This window comes from Marinoscillum sp. (assembly GCF_965229915.1).
GTDB lineage: Bacteria > Bacteroidota > Bacteroidia > Cytophagales > Cyclobacteriaceae > Marinoscillum.
Genome location: NZ_CBDDJZ010000001.1, coordinates 2,529,646 through 2,552,030, shown reverse-complemented (window position 1 = coordinate 2,552,030; position 22,385 = coordinate 2,529,646). Strand labels below are relative to the sequence as shown.

The window sequence follows — 22,385 nt, the reverse complement described above, 5'->3', positions numbered from 1 at the left end:
GGGGTGGATGGAGGAGTGAATAACGCGTGATGATAACTATGTAATTGGAAAATATTTAGTGAAGAAATGACCAGAAGAGATACAGAAATACTTGAGTTTATCAATCGATTTGGAAGAGTGAATATTGATCAAATCAGTAAATATTTTGGATTGAGTCAGGTGAGGGCTTACCAGGTAATGAGTCGACTGAAGAAGATAGGTATGGTGGATCATACAAGAGTTTTTCATAATGAGTGTGGGGTCTTTACATGTACTACAGATGGAGCAAAGTTTACTGAAAATGAGAAGTTGAGAGAGCTACATATAGCGACATTGAAACATGATTTATCAGTTGTGGATGTGTTTCTAGGAATGTGTGGAAATGATCGGGTAGAGTCCTTTATGACTGAGAGAGAAATAAGAAAAAATTGTGATTGGGATCACTATCCAGATATGATTTTGAGGCATGGGAAGGAAAGAATTTCACTGGAGATAGAGTTGAGCAGGAAGTCAAAAAATAGAATGGAGAATATTCGAAATTTCTATTTGAAGAATATGGAGATAGACAAGGTGGTTTATTTCGTTCCTCGGGAATTGATGGATTATTTGAATAGCTGTTTTGACGGCATAGACTTTATTGAAACTAGAGAATTGATATGAATTGGGAAGACTATAAGCTCTATGTATTGGTAGGATCAGTTTTTGTTTTCATGGCCTATTTGTTGATCAGATGGGCCAAAAGTTCTTCCAATTCAGTAAGAGTTCAACAGAACAAGGATACACATCTGACAAAAGATAGAGAGGCTGAGTTTTTAATCGGTAAGTCTTTTAAATCTGATTTTCGACTGGAAACTAAGGACATTAGTAAGTTTTGTCTACTGCTAGGGACAACAGGAGCAGGTAAAACTGTAACTATAAAAAATTTCTATAAGGCATTTAAGAATCTTGGCTTTCCAATAATCTATGTGGATGGTAAGTCTTCAGATGATTTAATTGAATTCTTACATACTGAATCTAATGGGAAAATACATGGCTTCAATTGTTTAGATCACTCGTCGTATGATTTTCTGAAAGGCTCTCCTAGCGAAATTAAAGATCGAATCATTTGTATAAAAGACCAGTGGGAAAGTGACTACTACAAAACGCTTGCTAGTGACTATCTCCAGATTACACTCAAATTACTCAAGGAGAAAGACCAAAAGTTTACTTTGGAGACTCTATTGAATCTGCTCAATCCCAGCAACCTTATTAAAGAAGCGAGGAATTCTAGAAGTTCCCTTGTGGAACATATTGTTAACCTAACAGACTCAATCAAGTCCAGTGAGCTGAAGGGCATCTATAATCATCTTTCAATGGTGATTCATAGCGACTTTGGAGATTACATCACCAAACATGACTCCAATGTTATTGTGCTAGAGGACATTATCAGCCGGAATGAATCTGTTTACTTCAAATTGCCAGCACTAAAATTTCCGGAGTTTGCTTCTTTCATTGGGAAGGTGGTGATCAATGATATCAAATCTACCATTGAGCGTGTCAGGAAGCCTGTTCTCTTGATATTCGATGAATTCAGTGTGTTTGCTGGTGGTCAGGTTTTGAACCTCATTAACCAGGGAAGAGAATTTGGTGCTCACACCATTGTAGGAACTCAATCACTAGAGGATCTCAAGGAATGGTCAGACCAAATTTTAAACAATGCCAATCTATTGATATGTCACCGGGTACACAGCAATAATACCGCTGAAAGTGTGAGTAAGTACTTCGGAACCAGGCAAAGTATTCAAATAACTCAGCAGCTTAAAGAGGGACAATCTTTGAATGTAGGGTCGGCCAGAAACACCAGAGAATTCCATGTTCATCCTGATGATTTAAAAAGCTTGAAGGTGGGCGAATGCTTCATTTGCCAAAAGGATAAGTCAAGAATAAAGAAAGTTCAAATCAACTATTTATAATCATGATAACATTAATTAAACGAGCTATCGTATTTGTGCTATGCACGATTTTCCAAACGGCGCTTCCATTATTCTTTTTTTCATTTGTAGCCCTATTGGCTGTAGGATTCTTTATTGACGTGACAATGCTGTATGTCTTTGTTACCTGGGGAGTAATATCTGTTGTTTGGGTAGTGCTTTCACTGTTGTCAGTCATGTTTACACCCATTGTTATTCGCTTTTATGGAGGTAGAAGGCTTTTGGAAAGTGAACGAGAATTACTCCTGCCAGCCATTGAGGAAGTGGCTCAAGAGGTGGATTATCTAAAAGGAATTTATCTAAGTGTGATCGATGAAAATATGGAAGCTAATGCTTTTGTGATTGGACACTATATGGTATTCCATTCAGCATTGATTCAATCTACTTCAGCTGATGAATTAAGGGGAGTCATTGCACATGAATATGCACATATGAAATACCGGGATTCTTATTTCTCAAGTGTGAGATCGACACTTCAAATACCAATGATTTTCCTAATTAAAATTCTTGACTCTATTGTGGGCTTTTGTAAAGGTTTTCCTCCATTGATGATCATTGGATTACCCTTTTTGCTAGTGTTACTTCCTCTTCAGCTTATTACATTCTTGATTAACCTGATAGTGTTGAGTATCTCAAGATACGAGGAGTATAGAGCAGATTGGTTTTCTGCAACTCACGGTTTTAAAGATGGCTTAATGTCATTTCTTCATAAAATGAGTCAACGAGAAACCAAGAAGAGTTGGATTGAAGGGGTACTAGATACACACCCCTCTTCCCCCAAGAGAATTTTAAAATTAGAATCTGTCTTTAACTAATCAATACAAGAGTATGAGTAATCATGAATTAAATCCGATCATTTTTGGGTTGATACAGGATCTGAAAATCGACCAAAATGAAATTGACTACATGGAAATTTATGCTGAAGCCCTTCAGGTTTTCGAGAAGGCTGAAACTAGAATTACCGTTAGCTATCCAAGCTGGAACTATCCTCAGGTGAGGGAGATGGCATTGGAGGATACCAAAATGTACTTGATGAGTACTTATGTTGAATAACTAAACCAACAATGATCATGTCGAATATTTATTTTAAAAAGGAAAAGGATCTGCATCAATCACTATTAGAAACAAATGAAGATGGCATTACTTTATTACAAGACCGTATTCTGGAATACGCACTTGGTCAAAATGAAGAGATCCACGGTGAAGTATCCATTTCATCAGAGTTTAATGCAGGTGATGCTGGCTACATCGATTTACTCTGTTATCACCACACAACCGGTGATAATAATAAGTACTTTGATATTCATATTGTAGAGCTAAAGCGTAATGAATTGAATTTGAATGTTGCTGGACAGGTATTGCGATATCTACATTTTATCGAACGATATCTTCAAACCAACGATATGATAAAGCTGTTCTGTGATAACGGCAACATAAGGTTTCACACCCACGTAGTAGGGCAAACTTACAATTTCAATATTGATACGCTTAGTGTTATGCGTTACTTGTTTGAGAAATTAAACTTTAACATGCACTTTTTTAAGTTTGATCCATTTGATGGATTGGTGTTCAAACAACATAGAACTATAACCCCAATGCATATCGACATCCAGTATAATATGGAGAAATTAATTGAAGCATTCATAGATAGTAAACAGCCTGAGGTGAATTGAAACTTCTTGTCTATAGGTAAACACAGAGAGAGGGTTCAGAGTATCCCTCTTTCAATTTTAAGCCTTATGAAATACACTTTAAGCAGCCATCTCATACTGAAAGAACTAAGGTTTGAATTGTATGAAATCAGGCATACTGGAGAAATTACATTCGAGGACTTAAAAGTTCATCCTCAATTATTGATTCTGATCGATAAACGATTGCATTACATTATCTCTATAGAAAATAACTCCTTCTACTTGCAAATTTTTACTTAGTATTCAAGTGCTTCAGTTATTCTGAACAAACCATATATCTGCAGCAGCCAAATTTCTTTTTGGTTGAGCTACAATTGAGCCAATCTTTTGCTAGAAGCAGCCGGCCGTGAGCCATATGTTAGCGGAATCCAGTTAATCTTGATCCAAGAAGAACTAACAAGTCAATTTACACCCCTTTGTACTTGCAAGTCACCAATGACAACATACATTCGGTAATTTATCATGATGTCAAAGGAAGAGAATAATGGTAAGGTCTTTTTTGATGCGATCCAATCCAAGCCCTTTGATACACATAAATTGAACTGATAGATCAAAGAAACTGAGACAGGAGTGATTCAAATATCTAGAATGGCTCTCTTGTTAAATTGATTATAGTCATCGTGCTCCACATAGCCGAGCATGTTACTATGCATCCAGGTATTACCAATTTTAAATGACTCAAAGTTTATATGTGTGTGGCCGGATATCCAATGATCAATCGCATGCTCTTTACAGACCCATTCTAGATCTGCATGAAAATATGGAGAGAGATCCATAGGAAATTCAGGATAGTCCTTGATCCATTTTTTAGTGAATGGTGGGAAGTGACTTACCACTACAGTCTTGCCATAAAATGGTCTTTCTAATTCAAGTAACAAATAACCCAGGCAAACTTTATGGCAGTGGTTAAATTCATCTATTGAAAGAGAAAGCATAGAGTCTTCGTGGTACCTGGTTCTATGAAAGTCCTGAATTGACTTTTTGATATTGCTTGATTCACTATCAGGAATTTGTGAGAACAATGTTGTGAATAGAATCCTCACATCACCAATTATAATCGTTTCATTATTAACATAATGCATGTTCTCTCGGACCTGTTTCCTGAATGAAGGTAGTGCTGCAGCAATTGGGAAATGCTTTCCGTAGAATTCATGATTACCAGGAATCATGTAGACCTTCTCAAAACCTTCAGATAATAGATCCAAGACCTTAGAGCTATTCACTGTATCATTTAGTAATATCGAATCTCCAGCGAGTAACAAAACCTTTGCGATAGGCTCAATGGGATTCTTAAGGAGATATTGTTGATTGGCAGGAAATTCAAGGTGAAGGTCTGAAGCGTACTGTATAGTCAATAGTCGAGAATTTAAAATCGGGTAGTTGTTCAAATATCGTAAATCAACTTGTCAAATGTTGCGGATCATCAGCCAGTTTACGTTGAACTTGAGCCAAGATTTAAAATGGGTTTAATTACTTCAGCCAAGCTGAACACCACCTCAGCTAGCTAGAGCTAATTTCAAGCCAAACTCAGCGAATCTTGATCTATGCAAAGCTAACATTGGTATAATCTGGACACTGACGAATTTGTTCTAGGAATACTTTGCTTCGAGTGATCAGCGCAAACCAGCCTTATTCTAAATGATTTAGAAATGTTGATGTTACAGGCAGATTTGGTATGGTGTTAAAAGACGGTAGATATCCTTCATGTTTTATGTCCCAAAGAAAATCAGCCTGAAAACTCTACAGGAATGCCAACAAGGAAATTCTCTCGGGAGTGTATGATTCAAGTCCATAGTGCTTTAGAAGGTTGAATATGATTGGGGCTGCATCTTACGGTCTAATTATCAATGGTTAACTGTGATCCCGGGTTTATTGTAAGCGAATTCTCAATGGTCATTTCGCATGCATCTATGGTTAGATTAGCTCCACTTGTTATGGTCAAATTACTATAGGTAACCGCTTGATTACTTATCTGATTATTGGAGCTGTAAGTCTTTGTTCCAAGGTTGCTCTCTGAAATCAGAAACTGACTGAAGTTCGAACCATTTGCTAATACACTCATTATGGCATATTGATCACTTGTAAAGCTTGTTGAGCATTCCCTTGTTCCATAGCTCATGTAATTATTCGTTAGAGGATTGTATGTATCACCATTCGAATCTGTGCAAGTCCCGGTATAGGAGCAACCTGACATTCTCCCTTGCAAATTTGGATCAGCTGGTGTGTCACATATTCTATCGCCTTTTGTAAGACAGTTACTTCCATCGACTAATTCATTGCCTTGAGTGCAACTTAATGAGTAATTACCCTCATGTGTATGTAGTAGACCAAACCTATGACCGAATTCGTGAACGAAAGTTTTACTTTCAGTTTGAACACAAATATCGGTTATTGATATGCCACTGTAGGCAAATGATCGTTCTCCGATGTACGCTTGACCACACGCTCCTGAATTAGAATAGTATACATTAAACGACCCAGGAATACCATAAATTCCATGAGCTTCGGCTAAAAGATTATTGATTAATGAGTTGTTGTATGTGTTACTATTATGATAATAAATACAGCCCAATCGGAACTCAACAGAAATTGCAGTAAATTCTTCATTAAGGTCATCCATTAATCGCGCTATAATTTCCTCGTCCATATCAATTGAGTTTGGATCACCAGAGGCATCGTAAAAAACATGGTGATTGACCTGAAATTCAAGAGTCCCGCCACCGGGAGGAAGTTGAATACCACCTGGTGGTGCAGTTGGAAGATTGTTAATATCGTTTTCAGTGAAAAAATCGTTACACATTTCTAACTCCAAAAGCTGAGCTTTTAGAGTTATATACTGAGATTGAAGAAGAATTAAAAGAAAAATTATCCTGGCCACCATCCTACAGTAATTTCATTTACAATAATGTTAGTAATAGTTGTATCAGCAGTTCCATCGGAAAAATGTAGTGTATCAAGTCTTGCTGAAATATGGAATTCACCCATTTCAGACGTTACTTTCTCTAGATCACTTGATACCTCAAGCGATCCTTTCAAAAGATCATATTTGATCGGCTCTGCATAATTGGGGGCGCAACATGCATCTGAACAAAAATTGAAATAAACGCTGTCCGGATTTTGTTTGGATTTCAAATACAAGACTTCGATCCCATCCATTGGTAATTCAAACCGTTGGCATTCTGTTCCTATAGTTACATCTTCTGGATCAATTGCAACAGCGACGTATCCCGTTCCTGAATTATCAATAGCTTTAGCGAAAAATATATTTAAGCATGCAGAGGTATTGTATTCATTAGAAGCTGAAGGTATGCATTTTGGATAAATCAAGGTGCTATCAATTATCAAAGAAGAATCTACGCTATCAATATCGGTAGTGTCTGCTTCTCGAGGACTTGAAATGTCCTCTTTACATCCTCCTAGCGTTACAAGAGTTGTAACCAGAGATAAAATAATAATCAATATCTTATCATGAGTTGAAATCATCCTAATTGGTCAAAATCATTTTTTTTGTATCAACCTCTTTACCATCAACAACCAACGAATAATGGTAAATACCTGGACTAAACTGATTGGCTTCAATCAGAACTGATGAATTTCCCCGATTAGTAATGGTAAATGATCTTTTTAGTATTCCGTTGAAATCGAAAATATAGAGATATGCAGATATTGCTTTTTGCTTAATGTACAAATCTATTTTTGTTGATTTATTGAATGGGTTAGGATGATTCTGACCTAACCTAGATGTTGGTGAATTGAGCTCAGAGACATCTTCGGTATTTTTCTCGTTTTTTGGTCCCCGAAAAGCAATGATGCTGTCAAGTTTATCAATATGTTTCTGTTGCATTTGTAATGCATGAACCAGAATCGGAATAATTCCCTCATAATTGAGATACATTAGATCCATTTCTTCATCATATGAAGTAAGTTCGGGCAAAACCTCATTAACTTCTTGAGCAATAAATCCATACTGTTTTTTTGTATTAGAGGTATCGCGCATAAAGTATGAGACCGGATTTAGTTTGTTTATGATACCTATTCCATGTTCAATTGGTTTGATTTCTTTTTTGACCGATTTATCTGAAAGTGAATATTCATAGTCACGATATAAATACCTAATTCTTCCCTGATACCATGGAGTACTATTAGAGCCAAGCTGAGCGTTTCCAACAGAGGTGTAAAGATTTCCACTAAGTGTTAAAGCAGTTGTTGAGAAAGAATGATTTTTTACTGTAACGGTACTGCCGCTAAGTGATAGTGACGGAGTTGTACTTTTGAAATAAAAGTTTAGAGCATTAGACCCTGCACAATCAAACAGAATTTTGGCATATTGAGAACTCTCGTATCCGTGATCATAAAATAGTATTCCTGATTCACTTTCAGTAGGGTTACTAATTTCAAGATTTGCAGAAGATCCATGAACGTTTAATCTAGAACTTGGGCTAGATGTCCCTATACCCAAACTAGATCCAGAGTACTTTAATTGAGCAAAGACAATTCCAGAAAGCAACAATAGAAATGTGGTACTTATAGTTTTCATTAGGCGAATAAAAGTTATTAAGATATTGAATAACGCAACAAATAGATAAAAACACAAATATCCCAATGAAAAATTAATTCAATACAAAGCTAACATCAAGCCCTCAAAGTACTCCCATCCCTAAATGCCACTGAAAAGGTTCGCCATAAAGCCTTCCCTTTGGCCTATACTTGTTTATTGCGCTTCCTTTTGGTCATTGAGTTCTTGATGTAGGTGAGGCATAAATCATGTTTCACTTAATGCATATACCAATGTCACAAGAACAAATTATCCAACCATTCAAAAAATCAATCCAGGAAATTCAAATAGTGAAAGAACCAGATGCCCATTTCGAACAGATCAAAATCCACTCTTCAAGGGACGTTGCTGAATTACTATGTTCAATCTGGCCGGTGGCTCTCAATTACCGGGAGGCCTTCATTTCTCTTAACTTAGATCGTGGCAACAAACCATTGTCATATGCCTTAATTAGCATAGGAGGTATATCATCAACTGTGGTTGATGTGAAGGTCATTATGCAGCATGCTTTAATGTCAAATGCGTCATCAATTATCATTGCCCACAATCATCCGTCAGGAAATCTCAAGGCGTCACAAGCTGACCTGAATGTAACCAAAAAGGTAAAGGCTGCTTGTGAAGTGATGGAAATATCACTCCTAGACCATATCATTGTTACAGAAGAGAGAGGTAAGTATTTTTCCTTTTCTGATGAGTGCATGATCTAATGCTCTCAAAAGCGTTAATATTTCACACCTCTACTATCGTTGAGTTTAGCAGAACTTTGCGGCTCCATAACTCATTATTCTAATGAGTAATCTCATTCATTTCTTAATATCTGTTGAAAGAAACTTTTATTTCATAATTGTTCAGCTAAAGCTATTCTTAGGTTTATAATGGAGCTGTTCATAAATGGAAATCCCTGCATATTTAGTAACTTCAACTAAGTAGTTCTAAGATATTTACAGACTGAATTTATGGCTAAAATCCAAATAGAACCGGTTACGATTTATCAACGATTTGAACTTGAACCGGGAAAGACTGAATATAAATTCACTTTTGGTGAGGATAGTTCTAATAGTGAAGAAAACGAAATATTGTTTTCGTTTGGTGAATTAGATATTGTAAGAAAGCTCTTAACCAATTCCACGCTTTGTTATCAGTTTTTTAGATCCGTTGGCATTGAATATCCAAACTGTTGGATTGGAATAGAAATTAAAACCAAAGATCTTATTCCAGAATGGCCTCATAGCAAACCAGGTGACCTAGACATTATTGCTGGAAATTTCTTGAAAGGAGATGGAGCTATCGATACTAATAGTGCAATTGGGTTTCAAGTGAAAATTCGAAAAATAGAAAGTATAAATACTCTGAAAGCATTTTCTACAGGTTTTGGTCGAAAGCAGACCTCAAAAACTGTAGAAATGGGTTTTACAAGAACTTATCTTACACATGCGATTATAAGAAAACCTAGAGCTGTTGAACCAGGACAATCTATAAGTTGGGGAGCTCCACATAACGCAGATTTCAATGACGCAATTGTCAGAAGTTTGGGATCAATATACGATGATATTGAAAACGCTCCATTTGGATATAATGTGTTGGGCTGGGGACAACCAAAGGGCATGGATTGGAGAACTGGAGGTGCTTTCAGTTCCAGCGTATTAAAAGAAGCTCCTAAAATTTTAGATAATAGTCTCAATCCATTCCAGAAAACTCTATTCAATTCTTTAAAAACAATATTTAGCGGACAAAGGGAAGTTAATAAGCCGTTAATAATCGATGGGAGTAGTTTTTAAATTTATAATTTACATTTTGAGGCTTACATCTATTTAAATAGATCTACATATCATCGGCATAGACAACATTTTAATCAGTTATTTAGTGTCAATGAAATATACTGAATTTAATCATTGAAGAGTAACAGCAGATCTTACGTCGCAGAAAATAGTTACCCTCGAGGAGTCAGTTAGAACCAACTAAACGTAGGCTTTTGAAGGCCTTCTTTAAATTGCGAGGGATCATTTACAGTTCATTAACTATCGCCCAATTGACGGTATTATAGAGTAATTAAATCTCTTATCACGAAATTCAAAGCAATCAATTAATCCCAAGGGTTACCGCTCGCAATAAGGGCAAAAAATAGCAAGTCCTTTAGGAAATGCTATCTTTATTTTCTGCTAATGTACGTGCAAAGTGCACTATGTTCGTTAAAACGATTAACCAAAGTTAAAGGTTTCGAACCTGATACTTGGAGTAAATTCTCGCAATAGTTTATAACTAACACCTTGATACTTGGCATTTCTCCTTTTCAGATGAATGTTTACGTTAAGGGGGCTGCAATTTTAATAATACTGCAGATTCGCAGGATCTTAAGTCGCATTTAATTGCTACGCCTATCAAATATTACTCTTCTCTAAATGGATATGTGCCCTCATGTAAAAAGCTCTTGTATTCCTGAAAAGACCAACCTTTTATTAGGTTAAATGGATACTTGTAGAGGTTACGATAGAACTTGTTTGCCAGATTATAGAATTTTCTTTCTAAGCTCTGATTAGCAATTAACATTTTTAATTTTTCGTATTGATCATTAGGCAATACGATTTGATCTTCAAAGATCCACTTGAAATCGGTATCGGATTGAGCTAGGTTTTCAGTCATTATACTCAGTCTCAATTCTTTAGATTTTTCAAATCTTGGACTTGGTTTAATTTCAATATATGAGGCAATGTTGTCTTTTAATGAACGAATGTAGAAGTCAGGCTTATATGAATGAATCTCAGGTGTAAGAATGATTTTACCTGTCTCCAGATCTTTCTGGAAAAATTCTTTAGGATGGGCAGCATAAACGAAATTATGTTCAATGAGTAGAGCAAACTTTAACTCCAGTTGTGAGTCGAAACGAATTCCATTATAGTAATGAGGAATGCTTGAATAATTCAATACTACTAATTTTGACGAGATTATGAGAAGACACGAAAATAAATCAAATATAGCGGTAGAGTTAAATTCAATCATAAAAGAGATAATAAATAATACGCCACCTTATCAAAGGCCAATTAGATCTACAGAAATAGAGGAAAGGCAAAAGATTAAAGTGCTATGTAAGCAGCTAGGATATAAGCATGTTACTAGTCTTTTGAAAGATTTAATACAAAGTAATAACAGAGACTTACTTACTAACCTTGCTGATTACGATATAGATCGGAATGGAAGGTACCACTGGTATTTTGATCTAGGTTCAGACTACTTAGGAAACAAGGTGAAAACTAAGCCAATAGAAAAGAATTATAATTTCAAAATAAATTTAAATGTCCTTGATAATAAGTTCTTCACCAAACAAGAAATAAAGTTCTTGACTTTGTATCGATTAAAAATTGAACAATTGATTAACGGGCAAAAGTCTCCATCTACTGCAGCGCAGAGTAATTTAATTCAGGTAATTAGAAGTTTGATTGATAAGGAATCTCAAAAAATAAGGCCTAACCATTACTATGAACGGATTATTACCAAATACTTTATATACGAGAACTATTTATTGTAATCGCTTCAAGAGTTTAATCCATTAAATTGATCGATCAAGTCCTGTTGGAATTTGGCTAGAGGCCTTTTGTTGATATCTTCTTTTGACATATATGTAGAATATATTAACCTATCAAGTTCTTCTTGTGTCATTTGTTTTGTGTGTACATATAACCTGGTAAGTTCTTTTCTACGTGATGAATTGTACATGATTGATTTAAGGTAGATTTCATCTATATAATCATGGTGTTCATTGTAGACTTCTAGAAGCTTGAAAGTATCTAAATGATAATCTACATTGTCCAGTTTATCGATTATGATATTAACATCCCCCCTTACAGTTCTACCATTGGTATAGAACTTATTAATTGCACTGGGAGAAGCCTTAAATAAGATTTTATCAGCAAAAGAATCGTTGAAAGGGTGTACAAAACTAGCCTCATTTAATACGTCCGTATTTGATTTCATGTGATTGCAGGAAGCACAACAAGGAACTAAGTTGAAATAAGAAATTGAAAGATAGGGGTATAAGTCTTTCGATATTACATGATCGAATTGGCATAGAGCTTTCCCTTCTTTATCTAATGACAATACATACTGGGCATTACAATAAGGGCAAGATTTGATACCCAGGTTACCAATGAAATCTAGAGCTAACTTACTTGATCTAAACTTTTCGTATTTAAGATTTTGTCTAATGAATTTTGAGAAATTAGCATTAGTTACAGGTCCTAGCTTTTTAGCTAAACGGAAAAGTTCCATGGGTTTTGCGACGATGATTTTCTCAAAATCCGCAATAATTTTAGTGATAAACTCTGTCTTCCATTTTCGTTGATGCTTCTTTTTCAAGAACTTTTCGAGTTGTTTTTTAGGGCATCGAAATCCTCCAGAATTATCACTTAGCGATTTTCGATGTTTATAAGCTAGAACATCAGTTGTTTGATTTATTCCTTCCAGTCTTCTCATCTCCTTATATTTCGAATCCGTTTCAATTGATTTTCATAGTATTCTTCTAACTCATCATAACCCCGACTTTCATAGAGCTTTTCCTGGAGGGCTTTACGAAGTATTGGCTCACCGATTAGTTCTATCTCTTTCAATAGTAGATCTATCTCGTTCTCATCTAATGATTTTGCCTTGCTAACCCTTTCAAAAAGCTCATCTATTTTCTTTTTGGCAAATGAACCGATCAAGCCGTCTCTAATAAAAAAAGTGTCTCGGAATAGTGTATGAATATTCGATCCGAAGGTTTCCGAATGCTCGTCTGATCTTATTTGACTTAAGGATTCAGTATTCTTTTGTAAGTAGACCACATGTGATTTTGGAATATCAGAAAGTATGATAGGAGAATGAGAAACAATGAAAATTTGAAATTTAATGTCCTCGTAGCTTTTTAAGAAACTAAGAAGAGTATCTAAGAATTGTTTCTGCCATTGGGGATGTAGCCCATGATCGCCTTCGTCAACTATAAGAAATATGGACTTAGGAACTGTAAATTGGTTGTTTTCGGTATTAAGGTTTTCTATTCCAAAATGGATTCTTGAAAATAGATTTAATAGGCTAAGTTCTCCTGAACTAATATTTCTCCATTGAACGCGTGTTATGCTTTTTCGGTATTTGTTGTGAAAAATTGAAGCATATTCTTCGCATATTGATAAGAACTCATAACCCTGTTCAATTGGTAAAATGAATGTAGCTTCATTCTCTTCCTTTACTACTGCATGTGCTATAACAATTTCAATCAACCTTCTAATTTTGATAATTAAATTGGGTTCTTTGTCTTGAAGTAACTTTTGTCTGTCGAAGAAATCCAAAACGATTTCGCGGTACTGTTCTACACCTATTGTAGGCCAATCAAGAGATTTTTCCACATTAAGATTATTCCCTCTAAAATGAACAAAATCTTCAGACGTTAATCCTAAGAGCTCATCGTCTAGATCCTTTATGTCTGCATAGCAGTAGAAAAAATGGTCAAATAGATTAATTAGCAACCACGTAATGGCTTTTTCCTTCAGAGCCATTTCCAATTTGCTTTCTGAATCTCTGGATTTATCAATATTAGTATTATGAACCCCTCCGGCTGTCAAGGAGCCATATGTTCTTATCAATTCCATCAAAGATCTTGCTTTCCATCCTAGATCACTTTTTTCAATATTATTTGTCTTTAACACTTCGATTTCGAGGCGATCAGGAATATTGATCTGGTCAATAACGGCCAAACTCTCTTGTAGAAGATTCAAAAGATTAATGTTTCTGTGAATATCCTGTGATCTGTGTAAGGCCATCATGTCATAATCTCCAGTATTGCGGTATTGATTGTCATTGAAAAGTAGGTAATTGGATGATACGTCAGAGAAATTACGAGTATCGAAGTGATAAGGGTAGTCACGGAAATCGTAGATAGGATTGAAGTAGATAAGTCCTGAGTCCTCCGGTAGCAGTTCTACTTCATGTGGTTGACCATAAAAACCTCTGCCATTTTCTGATTTTATAACATCATAACGAATAGGGAGGCTTGATTTAACCCTTAATTCCTTGGCATCACCATTAGTGGTAAGGCTTTCATGGATAGATATTTTATCAACACCATTGTAAAAAACCAAGACATACTCATAGCCATAAATGTGCTTATAGCCTGTTAATTTTGAAATAATTGAATACGTCAGATTAGTTTTCCCAGCCCCATTTTCACCAATTATTACGGAGAGATTAGAAACTTGGTGACCGAAGAAGTTAGGGATATAGTCATGGTTTTTTGTAAGGGATAAGCTAGGAGGTTCTCCATTTTCCCAATACAATTGAATATTGAACCTATTGGATAAGCAAATGCCAGGCCCGTAATCGGTCCTTTCATCATTGACCCAATAATAAAGTAATTCCCAAGTAGGTTCTGGGTTCAGCAATTTTTCAAATCGATAGGGTTGAAAGAACTCTGAGATTAATAAGTGATGTTCTTTGTTAAACTCACCAAATCGTGAAGGATAATTTGCAGCAAGATTCGGAATTCTTACTTCTTCCAGGTCTTGAGGTTTGTAAATCCAATTAATAATTAAAGTTGAGCCATCTTGTGGGTTGTCAGTTACAAGTCCAGCAGCAGTTAAGAAAAGGGTTTTTTTCTTTGTAGAAGTGGTTTTAAGAAAGAAAATGGATCCCACTGGTACAGCAGAAACTCCATCTGATTCCTCTCCACCTTGTTCCCAGATACCCTTCTCAATAAAGCGATTTAGTAAACTGTCATGACCATAATGGTAACCTCCAAAATAGACTTTTCGATCTTCCACTTGATTTGAATTTTAGAACTGATACAACGCGATAATTTACTATATTCATAACTCATTCCGCTAATAATGATAATGGTTGTCATGGAGAAAAATCCACTACTTCTAGTTTAATCAGAGTTCTTGGTGGGATTACCCAAAATTTATTTGATTTACCTGATTCACGTCTAAAGTCTGATGGGTTAATAAGAAATTGAAAAAAGGAATATATGACTGCCGCCAACGACCAATTATTATCCACCCTTACGGTAAGAATTAAATCCATTTCGAGTAAGCTTCCTATTGGAACAGGGATTATCTATCATGGCTCTGAGCTATATAATAAAATCTATGTTCTCACAGCAGCTCATAACTTATTTGAAAATTCAGAATCATTTACATCCCCAAGAAAACTAGTTTTAGTTGATTTCCTTGACCCAAACTCCAATAAATATATTTCCTTAGAAAAGGAGATAGATTACTCTTTAGTTTCAACATCTGCAGATGAGGATATTGCTATTCTCGTTTTTGAAAAGGAAATGGTGGAGATTGTAACTGGAACTCTTCCAAAAATTAGAGCTATTAGGGATCGGTTGGATCTAAATGAATTTACACTTAAAGGCTTTCCCAACGCTACCCAAGGAAAGGAATTAGCGTGCATTAACCCCACTTGGCTCCAACAAATGACCGAAAGCAATAGGTTTCAGGTTGAACTAAAAGATGATTATTTAGAATGGTCCGTCAAAGGCTTCTCCGGAAGCGGGGTGTTTCTGAAATCAGATCATGAGGTTTACTTATTTGGAATCTTTACCCGGTATAGGGAGGAAGAGAAAGGTAAGGTTATCTATTGTCAATACTTGGACACAGTCAATGAAATCATAAAAAGAAATTACCTAGAAGAATTATCATTTAGTTATTTGGGCAAGCATCAGTTAACGCCCTCTTTCTTTAGTAAGCACCTTAAAACGGCTATTGCCAATCTGGGTCCAAGATTTGATTCGAAATTAAATTTCAGATTGCCCATAGCTTTGCTATTCAATGATCTGACAAAAGACAGGATATTTAAATCTCGCCTTACCCACTTATTTGATGAGTGGTTAACAGCTCGATTTTACTCATCATCTAAGCATTACGAAACCATTAGAGAGATTGAGTTAGGATACGAGTCTTTAAAAAAGGATTTGATTGAATGGTTACCTACTATTGATTGGAGTCCAGATAAAACCATTGATATTTCAGATTATAAGGATAGGATAAACGCTTTGAGTAAAGCTGCAAGAGAAAAAAGTTATGAACTCTATGATCAGCGCAGGGAAATTGAAAAAACAAATAGACCATCAAAGCAAGACTACAGCTATAACCCTCCTTTTGAAAAGGAAATTCACAAGCTAAATCAAATCCAGAGATTCAATCATACTTTTATCTCAAATCTTAATGAAATCAATATTTCGCTATCGAATCACCCTTGCCTAATTGTTCAAGGGGAAGCAGGATCAGGAAAATCTCATCTGTTTGGGGATATCGCTCATGAAAGAGGTCGTAATGAGCAGCCTACAATATTATTGCTTGGTCAATTATTTCATAATGGTAGAAGTGTGTGGCAGAACATTTTCGATCAATTGGGACTTTCATGCACCAAAGAAGAATTCTTATCTTCCCTGAATTCAATAGGCGAGCAAATTGGTAGCCGAGCTTTAATCTTAATAGATGCTTTAAATGAAGGCGACGGAAAGCGACTGTGGTTCAACGAGCTTTCTGGTTTTGTAAAAGAAGTGTCGGAATTTTCATACATAGGTCTTGCCGTATCAGTTCGTAGCACATACTATTCCTCTATTATTCCAAGTCAACTTGATGCAGATGAAACTATTGCGAAAATAGAACACCAAGGCTTTAAAGGTAATGAGTATGAAGCTCTACGCTTGTTTTGTAAACACTATGATCTAGAGCAACCGAACTTCCCCCTCCTGTCACCAGAATTCACAAGGCCACTCTTTTTGTTGCTAATATGTGATGGCCTGAAACAAGCTGGTCAAAAAAAGTTTCCATCAGGATTTAATGGTATTGGAAAGATTTTCGATCTCTATGAAGAGGCAGTTATCCAAAAACTAATCTCCAAGAGGGAAGAATATGCTCGCAGAAATCACATACTTAAACAAGCCATACACGAATTAGCGATAGCTTGTTTCGATGAAAAGGGAAGAACGGTTTTCAAGCTGAGCGAGGCTGTAGAGTTCTTTGACTCTAAATATGCGAACTGCCCTAATCTATTAGATGATCTGATATTGGAAGGTGTTTTAATTCAAAACCTATATGACGATTACAGTTGCGATCGAAAAATAGAATTTATTTATTTTTCTTATGAACGATTTGGGGATTTCTTAGTCGCAAAAGAACTTCTGGAGCCATATCAGAATTCAGAGGCAATCAAAAAGGCATTTCTCCACGAAGAGCGTCTAGGAAAACTTATAGAAAACGGATCTTTTTATCATAGAGGCACCCTTGAGGCCATTGCCATTATATTACCCGAAAAGTATCAGTTGGAGATTTTTGAGGTATTCAATTGGGTTTTTCATGAGAATGAAGAAAATGACTTTAGTGGAAACAAAGAACTTGTTAGTAGATTATTTGTTGATAGTCTAAGGTGGCGAGAGTCATCATCGATGGATTTGGATAAGCTGAACAATTGGATTAAGAGCGATCTGTTCTACTTGAATGAAGATTCCTGGCTTTTCAGTTTGATAGAATTAACATCTTATAACAACCATCCTTTCAATAGCGACCGATTCCATCGAGGAATGATGGGCATGAATATGCCGGAAAGAGATTCCTTTTGGCAACTACACTTACATTATTTTTCTTCATCTGACGATTATGGCAATGCACATCCTATACGTAGATTAATTGATTGGGCTTGGCAAGATCATATCTCGGACAAAACAGATGATGAAACAGCAAGATTGACAGCTCAGACGTTGGCTTGGGTACTATCATCGACCAAACGATCTCTTAGAGATCAGACAACTAAGGCCTTGGTAAACCTATTGCAGGAACAACCTAAAACCCTCTTGAAAGTCCTTAATGCCTTTGAAGGAATTGATGATCTATACATACTCGAAAGATTATATGCTGTTGCCTATGGATGCGCATTAAGGACCACAAAAGCAGAGTCCCTCAAGCAAATTGCTCAGTATGTTCTTACGAGTGTTTTCTCGAAGAATCCCCCTGAGCATGTTTTACTCAGAGATTACGCTAAGAATACCGTGGAATATGCAGTTCACCAAGGTATTGAGCTGATCGGAGATATAAACAGAATACAGCCACCGTATGGGAGTAATATGCCAGAGTCAATTCCCGATGAAGATGAGCTCAAAACCTATAAGCTTGATTATAATACTCCCGATTTCGAAAAGGGAAATGGGAGAATGCAAAACAAGATTTCGTTTTCTGTTCTCGAGTGGGATTTCGGAAAATATACGATCTCAAGTGCTTTGAGAGGCTTTCAGCGTTCAAGTTTTAAAGTTGACCTGGCATATATAGACTTTCTGAAAAACTTAAGAAAAGATGCGAGACAGGCGATAAGAGCTTATAAACAACTTATTGAACTGAAAAGCATGTACTCTCAAAACAAAGAAAACCTAGTTAGGAGACTCACTCTGGACAAGTACAATGAATGGATACAAAGTTTTGAAGAAGGTACTGAAACAGTGGATGGGGAATTAAAAAGGCTCCTAGATGAAAATGAATATCATTTTTTCAAGACGAAGCTCATAAGTCACTTCCTTTCCAAGCAGAAAAGCCATAATTATCTTCATGATTCATTAGATAGTACACCTATAAAAAGATGGATAGTCAAACGAGTGTTCGATTTAGGATACGATTTAGAGCTCCATGGCGAATATGATCGCATGGCCGAAAGGCGTGCTGAAACAGATGGGGCAAGCATTGAGCGAATTGGTAAGAAATATCAATGGATAGCATTTCATGAGATAATGGCGAAGGTGGCTGACAATTATAAGTTTAAGGAACCATATGGAGAAAAAACTAAATATCAATACTATAAAGGGCCTTGGCAAAATTATTTACGGGATATTGATCCAGCATTTATTACAAGGAAGAATTCCAATGATGAAGATAGAAATATTGAATTATCGAATAACTGGTGGATGGATTGGAAGTATTCGCATTGGCATATTCCTGTTTCTGAATGGATTGTAAGTCATAAAGATCTCCCCGATCCACGACAAATAATTGAGAGAAAAGATGAAGTTGGTGAGGAGTGGATATACTTAAAGGCTAACATCAATTGGGAAGAACCAAAGCCGATAGGAAAGGATAAGTACGAGGCTGACAGAAAGGAAATATGGTACCTGATCCAAGCTTATTTAGTTAGCACTGAAGAGGAAGAGGTTACTTTGACTTGGCTGAAAGAACAAAGTTTTTGGGGAAGATGGTTACCTGAAAACCCTCACCCAAACACTGGTCTTTGCAATAGAGAGAACTATTGGTCTGATGTGTCAAAGGAGTCAAACCAAGGAGAATGGCAAGAACTAGATGATTCGGGCTATCAGGTCATCGTAACTACTTCTGACGCTGTGGGTGAAATGAGTGATGATAAATCAGGCACCCACTTTATTTACGACATGCCTTGCGAAATGATTTTTAAGGAAATGGGGCTTCAGTATTCTCAAAGGGATGGAGAGTTTCACGATGCTAATGGTGAGCTGGTTGTTTTGAATCCGAACAGAAATCAAGTACTTATTAAAAAGCAGCCCTTTTTAAACTATCTCAAAAGCAAAAATCTAAAGATCATATGGACGCTTCTTGGAGAGAAAAACTTTATATCTGAGCGAAAGGGTAGAGACAAAAGTGAGTTCAAAGTAATTAATGGCATATACAATTATTCAGGAAAACGATTAAAGGGATCACTTCGACTAGCAAAAAGGGATTGAAATGGAGGTAACTTTTTATCAAGCTGAATGTGGTGATGCTGCACGCATCCATTTCAAAGGAACAGATAACAAGAGCCATAATGTTTTCATTGATTCTGGCTTTAAACGAACCTTTCGATCCGTACTTTTCAATGAAATAAAAGAAATCCAAAAGAATAGTGAATCGATTGGCTCTTGGATCATCTCCCATATCCATGAAGATCACATTGGAGGTATTTTGGCTTATCTAAAATCAGTAGAAAATGGCGAACAAAATAATTTAATCGAGTCCGCATTCTATAACTCAGCTCGTGGCTTTGCAAGTAGTAATAATACCTCCATTTGGAGTGGTGCAGCAAGCATCAAGCAGGGAGAGCAATTAGAAAGCTACCTTATTGGTTCAAATATTCACTGGCACGACAATGTTGTGAACACCTGGAATGATGTGGAATTGTTTGGTCTTAAAATTATTTTTCTTTCACCCTCTCAAAACCAATTAAATTCTTTGAGAGAAAAATACGGGAACATTTCCACTCCATATGAAAGGATTGAGGGTGAGACTATCAGCAGCACGGTTTCGACCAATCAAAGTGATTACCACATTCCAATTGATGATTTTGACTTGCAAAAGTGGGAGGAAGACAGCTCGGTCGAAAACGCAAGCAGTATATCATTTATCTCAGAGTACCAGAACAGACGAATTCTTTGGTTAGCTGATTCCATTCCTTCAGAAATTATTAATAGCCTACGTAAAAAAGGTTATTCACCGGCTAACCCACTTATTTGTGAATGGGTAAAATTGTCACATCATGGAAGCGTAGGAAATAACAGTGTTGAACTATTTGAGATGATTTATTGCAAAAAGTATTTGATAAGTGCGAATGGAGAAAACAAACATTTATTACCAAATAAAGAATGCCTTGTAAGAGTTCTTAAACACGAAAATCGAAACATAACTGATCATATCGAACTACACTTTACCTACGATAATCCCACACTTCGAAATATATTCCGCGTGGATGGAAAGGACATATATGACAAACTTAACTTTAGCACTCACTTTATGACTGATAATACACCATTCATAGTCAAAGAGTAAATGAATTTACACAGATGTCAATATAATAATCCCCAGAATTTTGGAAAAAAAGAAATACAATAAGGGCAGGTTATAAACCAATGTGTAGAATCAGATGGGCCTACTAGAACACTCTTTAATAAAAAGCCTGCCTAAATCAGTCAGAATATAGTAATTGGCTCTAAGCGCACCAATCCCTTTTAAGCTATTAGTCCTTTGAGACTGGAGAATCCCTAACCTTTCCAGATTATTTGCAATAATTCGACCTTGACTGTCATTAGAGTCTTTTCCTAGCATGCTGTTTAAGTTGCCTGGAAAAAGGTATTGAGTTTTTCCTTCCTCTGAGATGAATTTAGAAAGTAAGGATGCCTCTTGACTCGACAATTCGGATAATATCTTCACAAATACATTATGAAAATTAATTGGGTTTTTTGAATCTGTTGCATTAGCTAATAGTTGGGACCACATATTAACCAAGTTTTCATCTTCTTCCCACGATGCTTCATCAATTAAATTATAGGCTAATTTTAAAGGGATTTTGCGAGGAGCAATTCCGCGTTTTTTATGAATTTTTTCTACATTGGATATAAGCCTAAGTTGATTTTTATATCTAAACATCTTGGCTTGATCGGCAAGCAGACCTCCTAGCTCCTTTAAAGGTGGAGTTACCAACAAATCCAGATAAGAAAAAGCTTTTTCTACAATTTCGTTCATAGAAGAAATATAGTTGTTTGTAATTAAAATTTTGGCTAATCAATATGAAGATCCGGTTGAGTGCTTTCTGGAGTCGAGATTTAGAATATAAAACTCAACCCATTCGTATTTGCCATTATACCTGAAAAAATCCTCGGCTGTTTAGGCCCAAGAGGGAGAGGAATTTGGATTTTTAGAGGCATTTAGAAACTCCGAATAAATATTTAAAAAAAGTTTTACCACCAAATCTGCCACCTATAAAAAACAAAAGCCTGATAATCAATTAGTTATCAGGCTTAAGTGTACCTCGGGCGGGACTTGAACCCGCACGACCTTTAAGGGTCACAGGATTTTAAGTCCTGCGTGTCTACCAATTCCACCACCGAGGCGTCCATCTAGATTCTAGATGTGGCTATTGGCTAGCCAATTTCTTTAATATATGTGATGGCCACTTTCTAACCATCCTTCATAAAAAAGAAAAGCCGCTTTTCTGCGGCTCTTTTTTTTGAGCGGGAGACGGGATTCGAACCGCTGCGGCGGACCGTCCGCGACCCCAATCTTTCAAGGTTATGCTTGTCGTTTTTAATAACGATTCAGCAATTGTTCTTAAAAGCTTCCTATGAGCGGGAGACGGGATTCGAACCCGCGACCCCAACCTTGGCAAGGTTGTGCTCTACCAGCTGAGCTACTCTCGCTTGTCCCTCTCGTTCAAAGGGACTGCAAATTTAAATGA

The 22,385-nt window shown here is 36.3% G+C and carries 18 protein-coding genes and 2 tRNA genes; 10 read left to right on the top strand and 10 right to left on the bottom strand.

Annotated features, from left to right (window positions below; all coding sequences use genetic code 11):
* Nucleotides 1-66: 66 nt before the first annotated feature.
* Genes ACO067_RS11040 through ACO067_RS11020 form a run of 5 tightly spaced genes read left to right on the top strand, consistent with a single transcriptional unit; the run spans nucleotide 67 to nucleotide 3,622 of the window.
* Nucleotides 67-639, top strand: a complete 573-nt coding sequence (locus tag ACO067_RS11040) for a hypothetical protein (protein ID WP_421874007.1) — start codon at nucleotides 67-69, stop codon at nucleotides 637-639.
* Nucleotides 636-1,931, top strand: a complete 1,296-nt coding sequence (locus ACO067_RS11035) for a type IV secretory system conjugative DNA transfer family protein (RefSeq protein ID WP_421874004.1) — start codon at nucleotides 636-638, stop codon at nucleotides 1,929-1,931. The genes ACO067_RS11040 and ACO067_RS11035 overlap by 4 nt, the downstream gene beginning before the upstream one ends.
* 2 nt (nucleotides 1,932-1,933) lie before the next feature.
* Nucleotides 1,934-2,764, top strand: coding sequence for a M48 family metalloprotease (locus ACO067_RS11030; protein WP_421874002.1), 831 nt, complete (start codon nucleotides 1,934-1,936; stop codon nucleotides 2,762-2,764).
* Between the two features lie 13 nt (nucleotides 2,765-2,777).
* A complete protein-coding gene (locus ACO067_RS11025; RefSeq protein ID WP_421874000.1) occupies nucleotides 2,778-3,002 on the top strand; it encodes a hypothetical protein in 225 nt (74 codons plus the stop codon).
* Nucleotides 3,003-3,019: 17 nt separating this feature from the next.
* Nucleotides 3,020-3,622 (top strand): hypothetical protein, encoded by a 603-nt coding sequence (locus ACO067_RS11020; protein WP_421873998.1) that lies wholly within the window; start codon nucleotides 3,020-3,022, stop codon nucleotides 3,620-3,622.
* Between the two features lie 593 nt (nucleotides 3,623-4,215).
* Here the strand turns inward: ACO067_RS11020 and ACO067_RS11015 are convergent.
* The 4 genes from ACO067_RS11015 to ACO067_RS11000 form a co-directional block, all read right to left on the bottom strand.
* Nucleotides 4,216-4,995, bottom strand: coding sequence for a metallophosphoesterase (locus ACO067_RS11015; protein WP_421873996.1), 780 nt, complete (start codon nucleotides 4,993-4,995; stop codon nucleotides 4,216-4,218).
* A gap of 482 nt (nucleotides 4,996-5,477) precedes the next feature.
* Entirely contained in the window at nucleotides 5,478-6,452 is a 975-nt protein-coding gene (locus ACO067_RS11010) for a M43 family zinc metalloprotease (protein WP_421873994.1), read from the bottom strand.
* A gap of 53 nt (nucleotides 6,453-6,505) precedes the next feature.
* Nucleotides 6,506-7,123 carry a hypothetical protein gene (locus ACO067_RS11005; protein ID WP_421873992.1) on the bottom strand — a complete coding sequence of 206 codons (618 nt, stop codon included), beginning with the start codon at nucleotides 7,121-7,123 and terminating at the stop codon, nucleotides 6,506-6,508.
* 1 nt (nucleotide 7,124) lies between these two features.
* On the bottom strand, nucleotides 7,125-8,177 hold the full coding sequence (locus ACO067_RS11000; RefSeq protein ID WP_421873990.1) for a tail fiber domain-containing protein: 1,053 nt from the start codon (nucleotides 8,175-8,177) through the stop codon (nucleotides 7,125-7,127).
* Nucleotides 8,178-8,428: 251 nt separating this feature from the next.
* On the opposite strand from ACO067_RS11000, the gene ACO067_RS10995 reads away from it, so the two are divergent.
* A complete protein-coding gene (locus ACO067_RS10995) occupies nucleotides 8,429-8,902 on the top strand; it encodes a JAB domain-containing protein (RefSeq protein WP_421873988.1) in 474 nt (157 codons plus the stop codon).
* Nucleotides 8,903-9,151: 249 nt separating this feature from the next.
* Nucleotides 9,152-9,973, top strand: coding sequence for a hypothetical protein (locus ACO067_RS10990; protein WP_421873986.1), 822 nt, complete (start codon nucleotides 9,152-9,154; stop codon nucleotides 9,971-9,973).
* A 607-nt stretch (nucleotides 9,974-10,580) separates the two neighbouring features.
* Here the strand turns inward: ACO067_RS10990 and ACO067_RS10985 are convergent.
* Nucleotides 10,581-11,117 (bottom strand): hypothetical protein, encoded by a 537-nt coding sequence (locus tag ACO067_RS10985; RefSeq protein ID WP_421873984.1) that lies wholly within the window; start codon nucleotides 11,115-11,117, stop codon nucleotides 10,581-10,583.
* 22 nt (nucleotides 11,118-11,139) lie between these two features.
* Between ACO067_RS10985 and ACO067_RS10980 the strand changes: the two genes are divergently transcribed.
* On the top strand, nucleotides 11,140-11,718 hold the full coding sequence (locus tag ACO067_RS10980) for a hypothetical protein (protein ID WP_421873982.1): 579 nt from the start codon (nucleotides 11,140-11,142) through the stop codon (nucleotides 11,716-11,718).
* Between the two features lie 5 nt (nucleotides 11,719-11,723).
* On the opposite strand, the gene ACO067_RS10975 is transcribed toward ACO067_RS10980, so the two are convergent.
* Both ACO067_RS10975 and ACO067_RS10970 read right to left on the bottom strand, forming a co-directional pair.
* Entirely contained in the window at nucleotides 11,724-12,662 is a 939-nt protein-coding gene (locus tag ACO067_RS10975; protein WP_421873980.1) for an HNH endonuclease, read from the bottom strand.
* Nucleotides 12,659-14,977: an AAA family ATPase gene (locus ACO067_RS10970; protein ID WP_421873978.1), complete on the bottom strand. Its 2,319-nt coding sequence runs from the start codon at nucleotides 14,975-14,977 to the stop codon at nucleotides 12,659-12,661. Before ACO067_RS10970 ends, ACO067_RS10975 begins: the two co-directional genes overlap by 4 nt.
* Nucleotides 14,978-15,183: 206 nt before the next feature.
* Between ACO067_RS10970 and avs2 the strand changes: the two genes are divergently transcribed.
* Together avs2 and ACO067_RS10960 are read left to right on the top strand one after the other, a co-directional pair.
* Entirely contained in the window at nucleotides 15,184-19,902 is a 4,719-nt protein-coding gene (avs2, locus tag ACO067_RS10965; protein ID WP_421873977.1) for an AVAST type 2 anti-phage system protein Avs2, read from the top strand.
* Between the two features lies 1 nt (nucleotide 19,903).
* The gene (locus tag ACO067_RS10960; RefSeq protein WP_421873975.1) at nucleotides 19,904-20,980 is read left to right on the top strand and encodes a hypothetical protein; all 1,077 of its coding nucleotides are present in this window, start codon (nucleotides 19,904-19,906) and stop codon (nucleotides 20,978-20,980) included.
* A gap of 90 nt (nucleotides 20,981-21,070) precedes the next feature.
* Here ACO067_RS10960 and ACO067_RS10955 read toward each other — a convergent pair whose 3' ends face one another.
* From ACO067_RS10955 to ACO067_RS10945, 3 genes are all read right to left on the bottom strand, one after another.
* Complete coding sequence (locus tag ACO067_RS10955; protein ID WP_421873973.1) at nucleotides 21,071-21,673, bottom strand: Abi-alpha family protein; 603 nt, start codon at nucleotides 21,671-21,673, stop codon at nucleotides 21,071-21,073.
* A 282-nt stretch (nucleotides 21,674-21,955) separates the two neighbouring features.
* Nucleotides 21,956-22,041, bottom strand: a tRNA-Leu gene (locus tag ACO067_RS10950).
* Between the two features lie 233 nt (nucleotides 22,042-22,274).
* A tRNA-Gly gene (locus tag ACO067_RS10945) sits at nucleotides 22,275-22,347 on the bottom strand.
* Nucleotides 22,348-22,385: the final 38 nt, after the last annotated feature.

Excerpts from the sequence above, each read along its gene's own strand:
- ACO067_RS11040 (WP_421874007.1), top strand. The coding sequence starts at position 67 with ATGACCAGAAGAGATACAGAAATACTTGAGTTTATCAATCGATTTGGA.
- ACO067_RS11035 (WP_421874004.1), top strand. The coding sequence starts at position 636 with ATGAATTGGGAAGACTATAAGCTCTATGTATTGGTAGGATCAGTTTTT.
- ACO067_RS11030 (WP_421874002.1), top strand. The coding sequence starts at position 1,934 with ATGATAACATTAATTAAACGAGCTATCGTATTTGTGCTATGCACGATT.
- ACO067_RS11025 (WP_421874000.1), top strand. The coding sequence starts at position 2,778 with ATGAGTAATCATGAATTAAATCCGATCATTTTTGGGTTGATACAGGAT.
- ACO067_RS11020 (WP_421873998.1), top strand. The coding sequence starts at position 3,020 with ATGTCGAATATTTATTTTAAAAAGGAAAAGGATCTGCATCAATCACTA.
- ACO067_RS11005 (WP_421873992.1), bottom strand. The coding sequence starts at position 7,123 with ATGATTTCAACTCATGATAAGATATTGATTATTATTTTATCTCTGGTT.
- ACO067_RS11000 (WP_421873990.1), bottom strand. The coding sequence starts at position 8,177 with ATGAAAACTATAAGTACCACATTTCTATTGTTGCTTTCTGGAATTGTC.
- ACO067_RS10995 (WP_421873988.1), top strand. The coding sequence starts at position 8,429 with ATGTCACAAGAACAAATTATCCAACCATTCAAAAAATCAATCCAGGAA.
- ACO067_RS10990 (WP_421873986.1), top strand. The coding sequence starts at position 9,152 with ATGGCTAAAATCCAAATAGAACCGGTTACGATTTATCAACGATTTGAA.
- ACO067_RS10980 (WP_421873982.1), top strand. The coding sequence starts at position 11,140 with ATGAGAAGACACGAAAATAAATCAAATATAGCGGTAGAGTTAAATTCA.
- ACO067_RS10975 (WP_421873980.1), bottom strand. The coding sequence starts at position 12,662 with ATGAGAAGACTGGAAGGAATAAATCAAACAACTGATGTTCTAGCTTAT.
- avs2 (WP_421873977.1), top strand. The coding sequence starts at position 15,184 with ATGACTGCCGCCAACGACCAATTATTATCCACCCTTACGGTAAGAATT.
- ACO067_RS10960 (WP_421873975.1), top strand. The coding sequence starts at position 19,904 with ATGGAGGTAACTTTTTATCAAGCTGAATGTGGTGATGCTGCACGCATC.
- ACO067_RS10955 (WP_421873973.1), bottom strand. The coding sequence starts at position 21,673 with ATGAACGAAATTGTAGAAAAAGCTTTTTCTTATCTGGATTTGTTGGTA.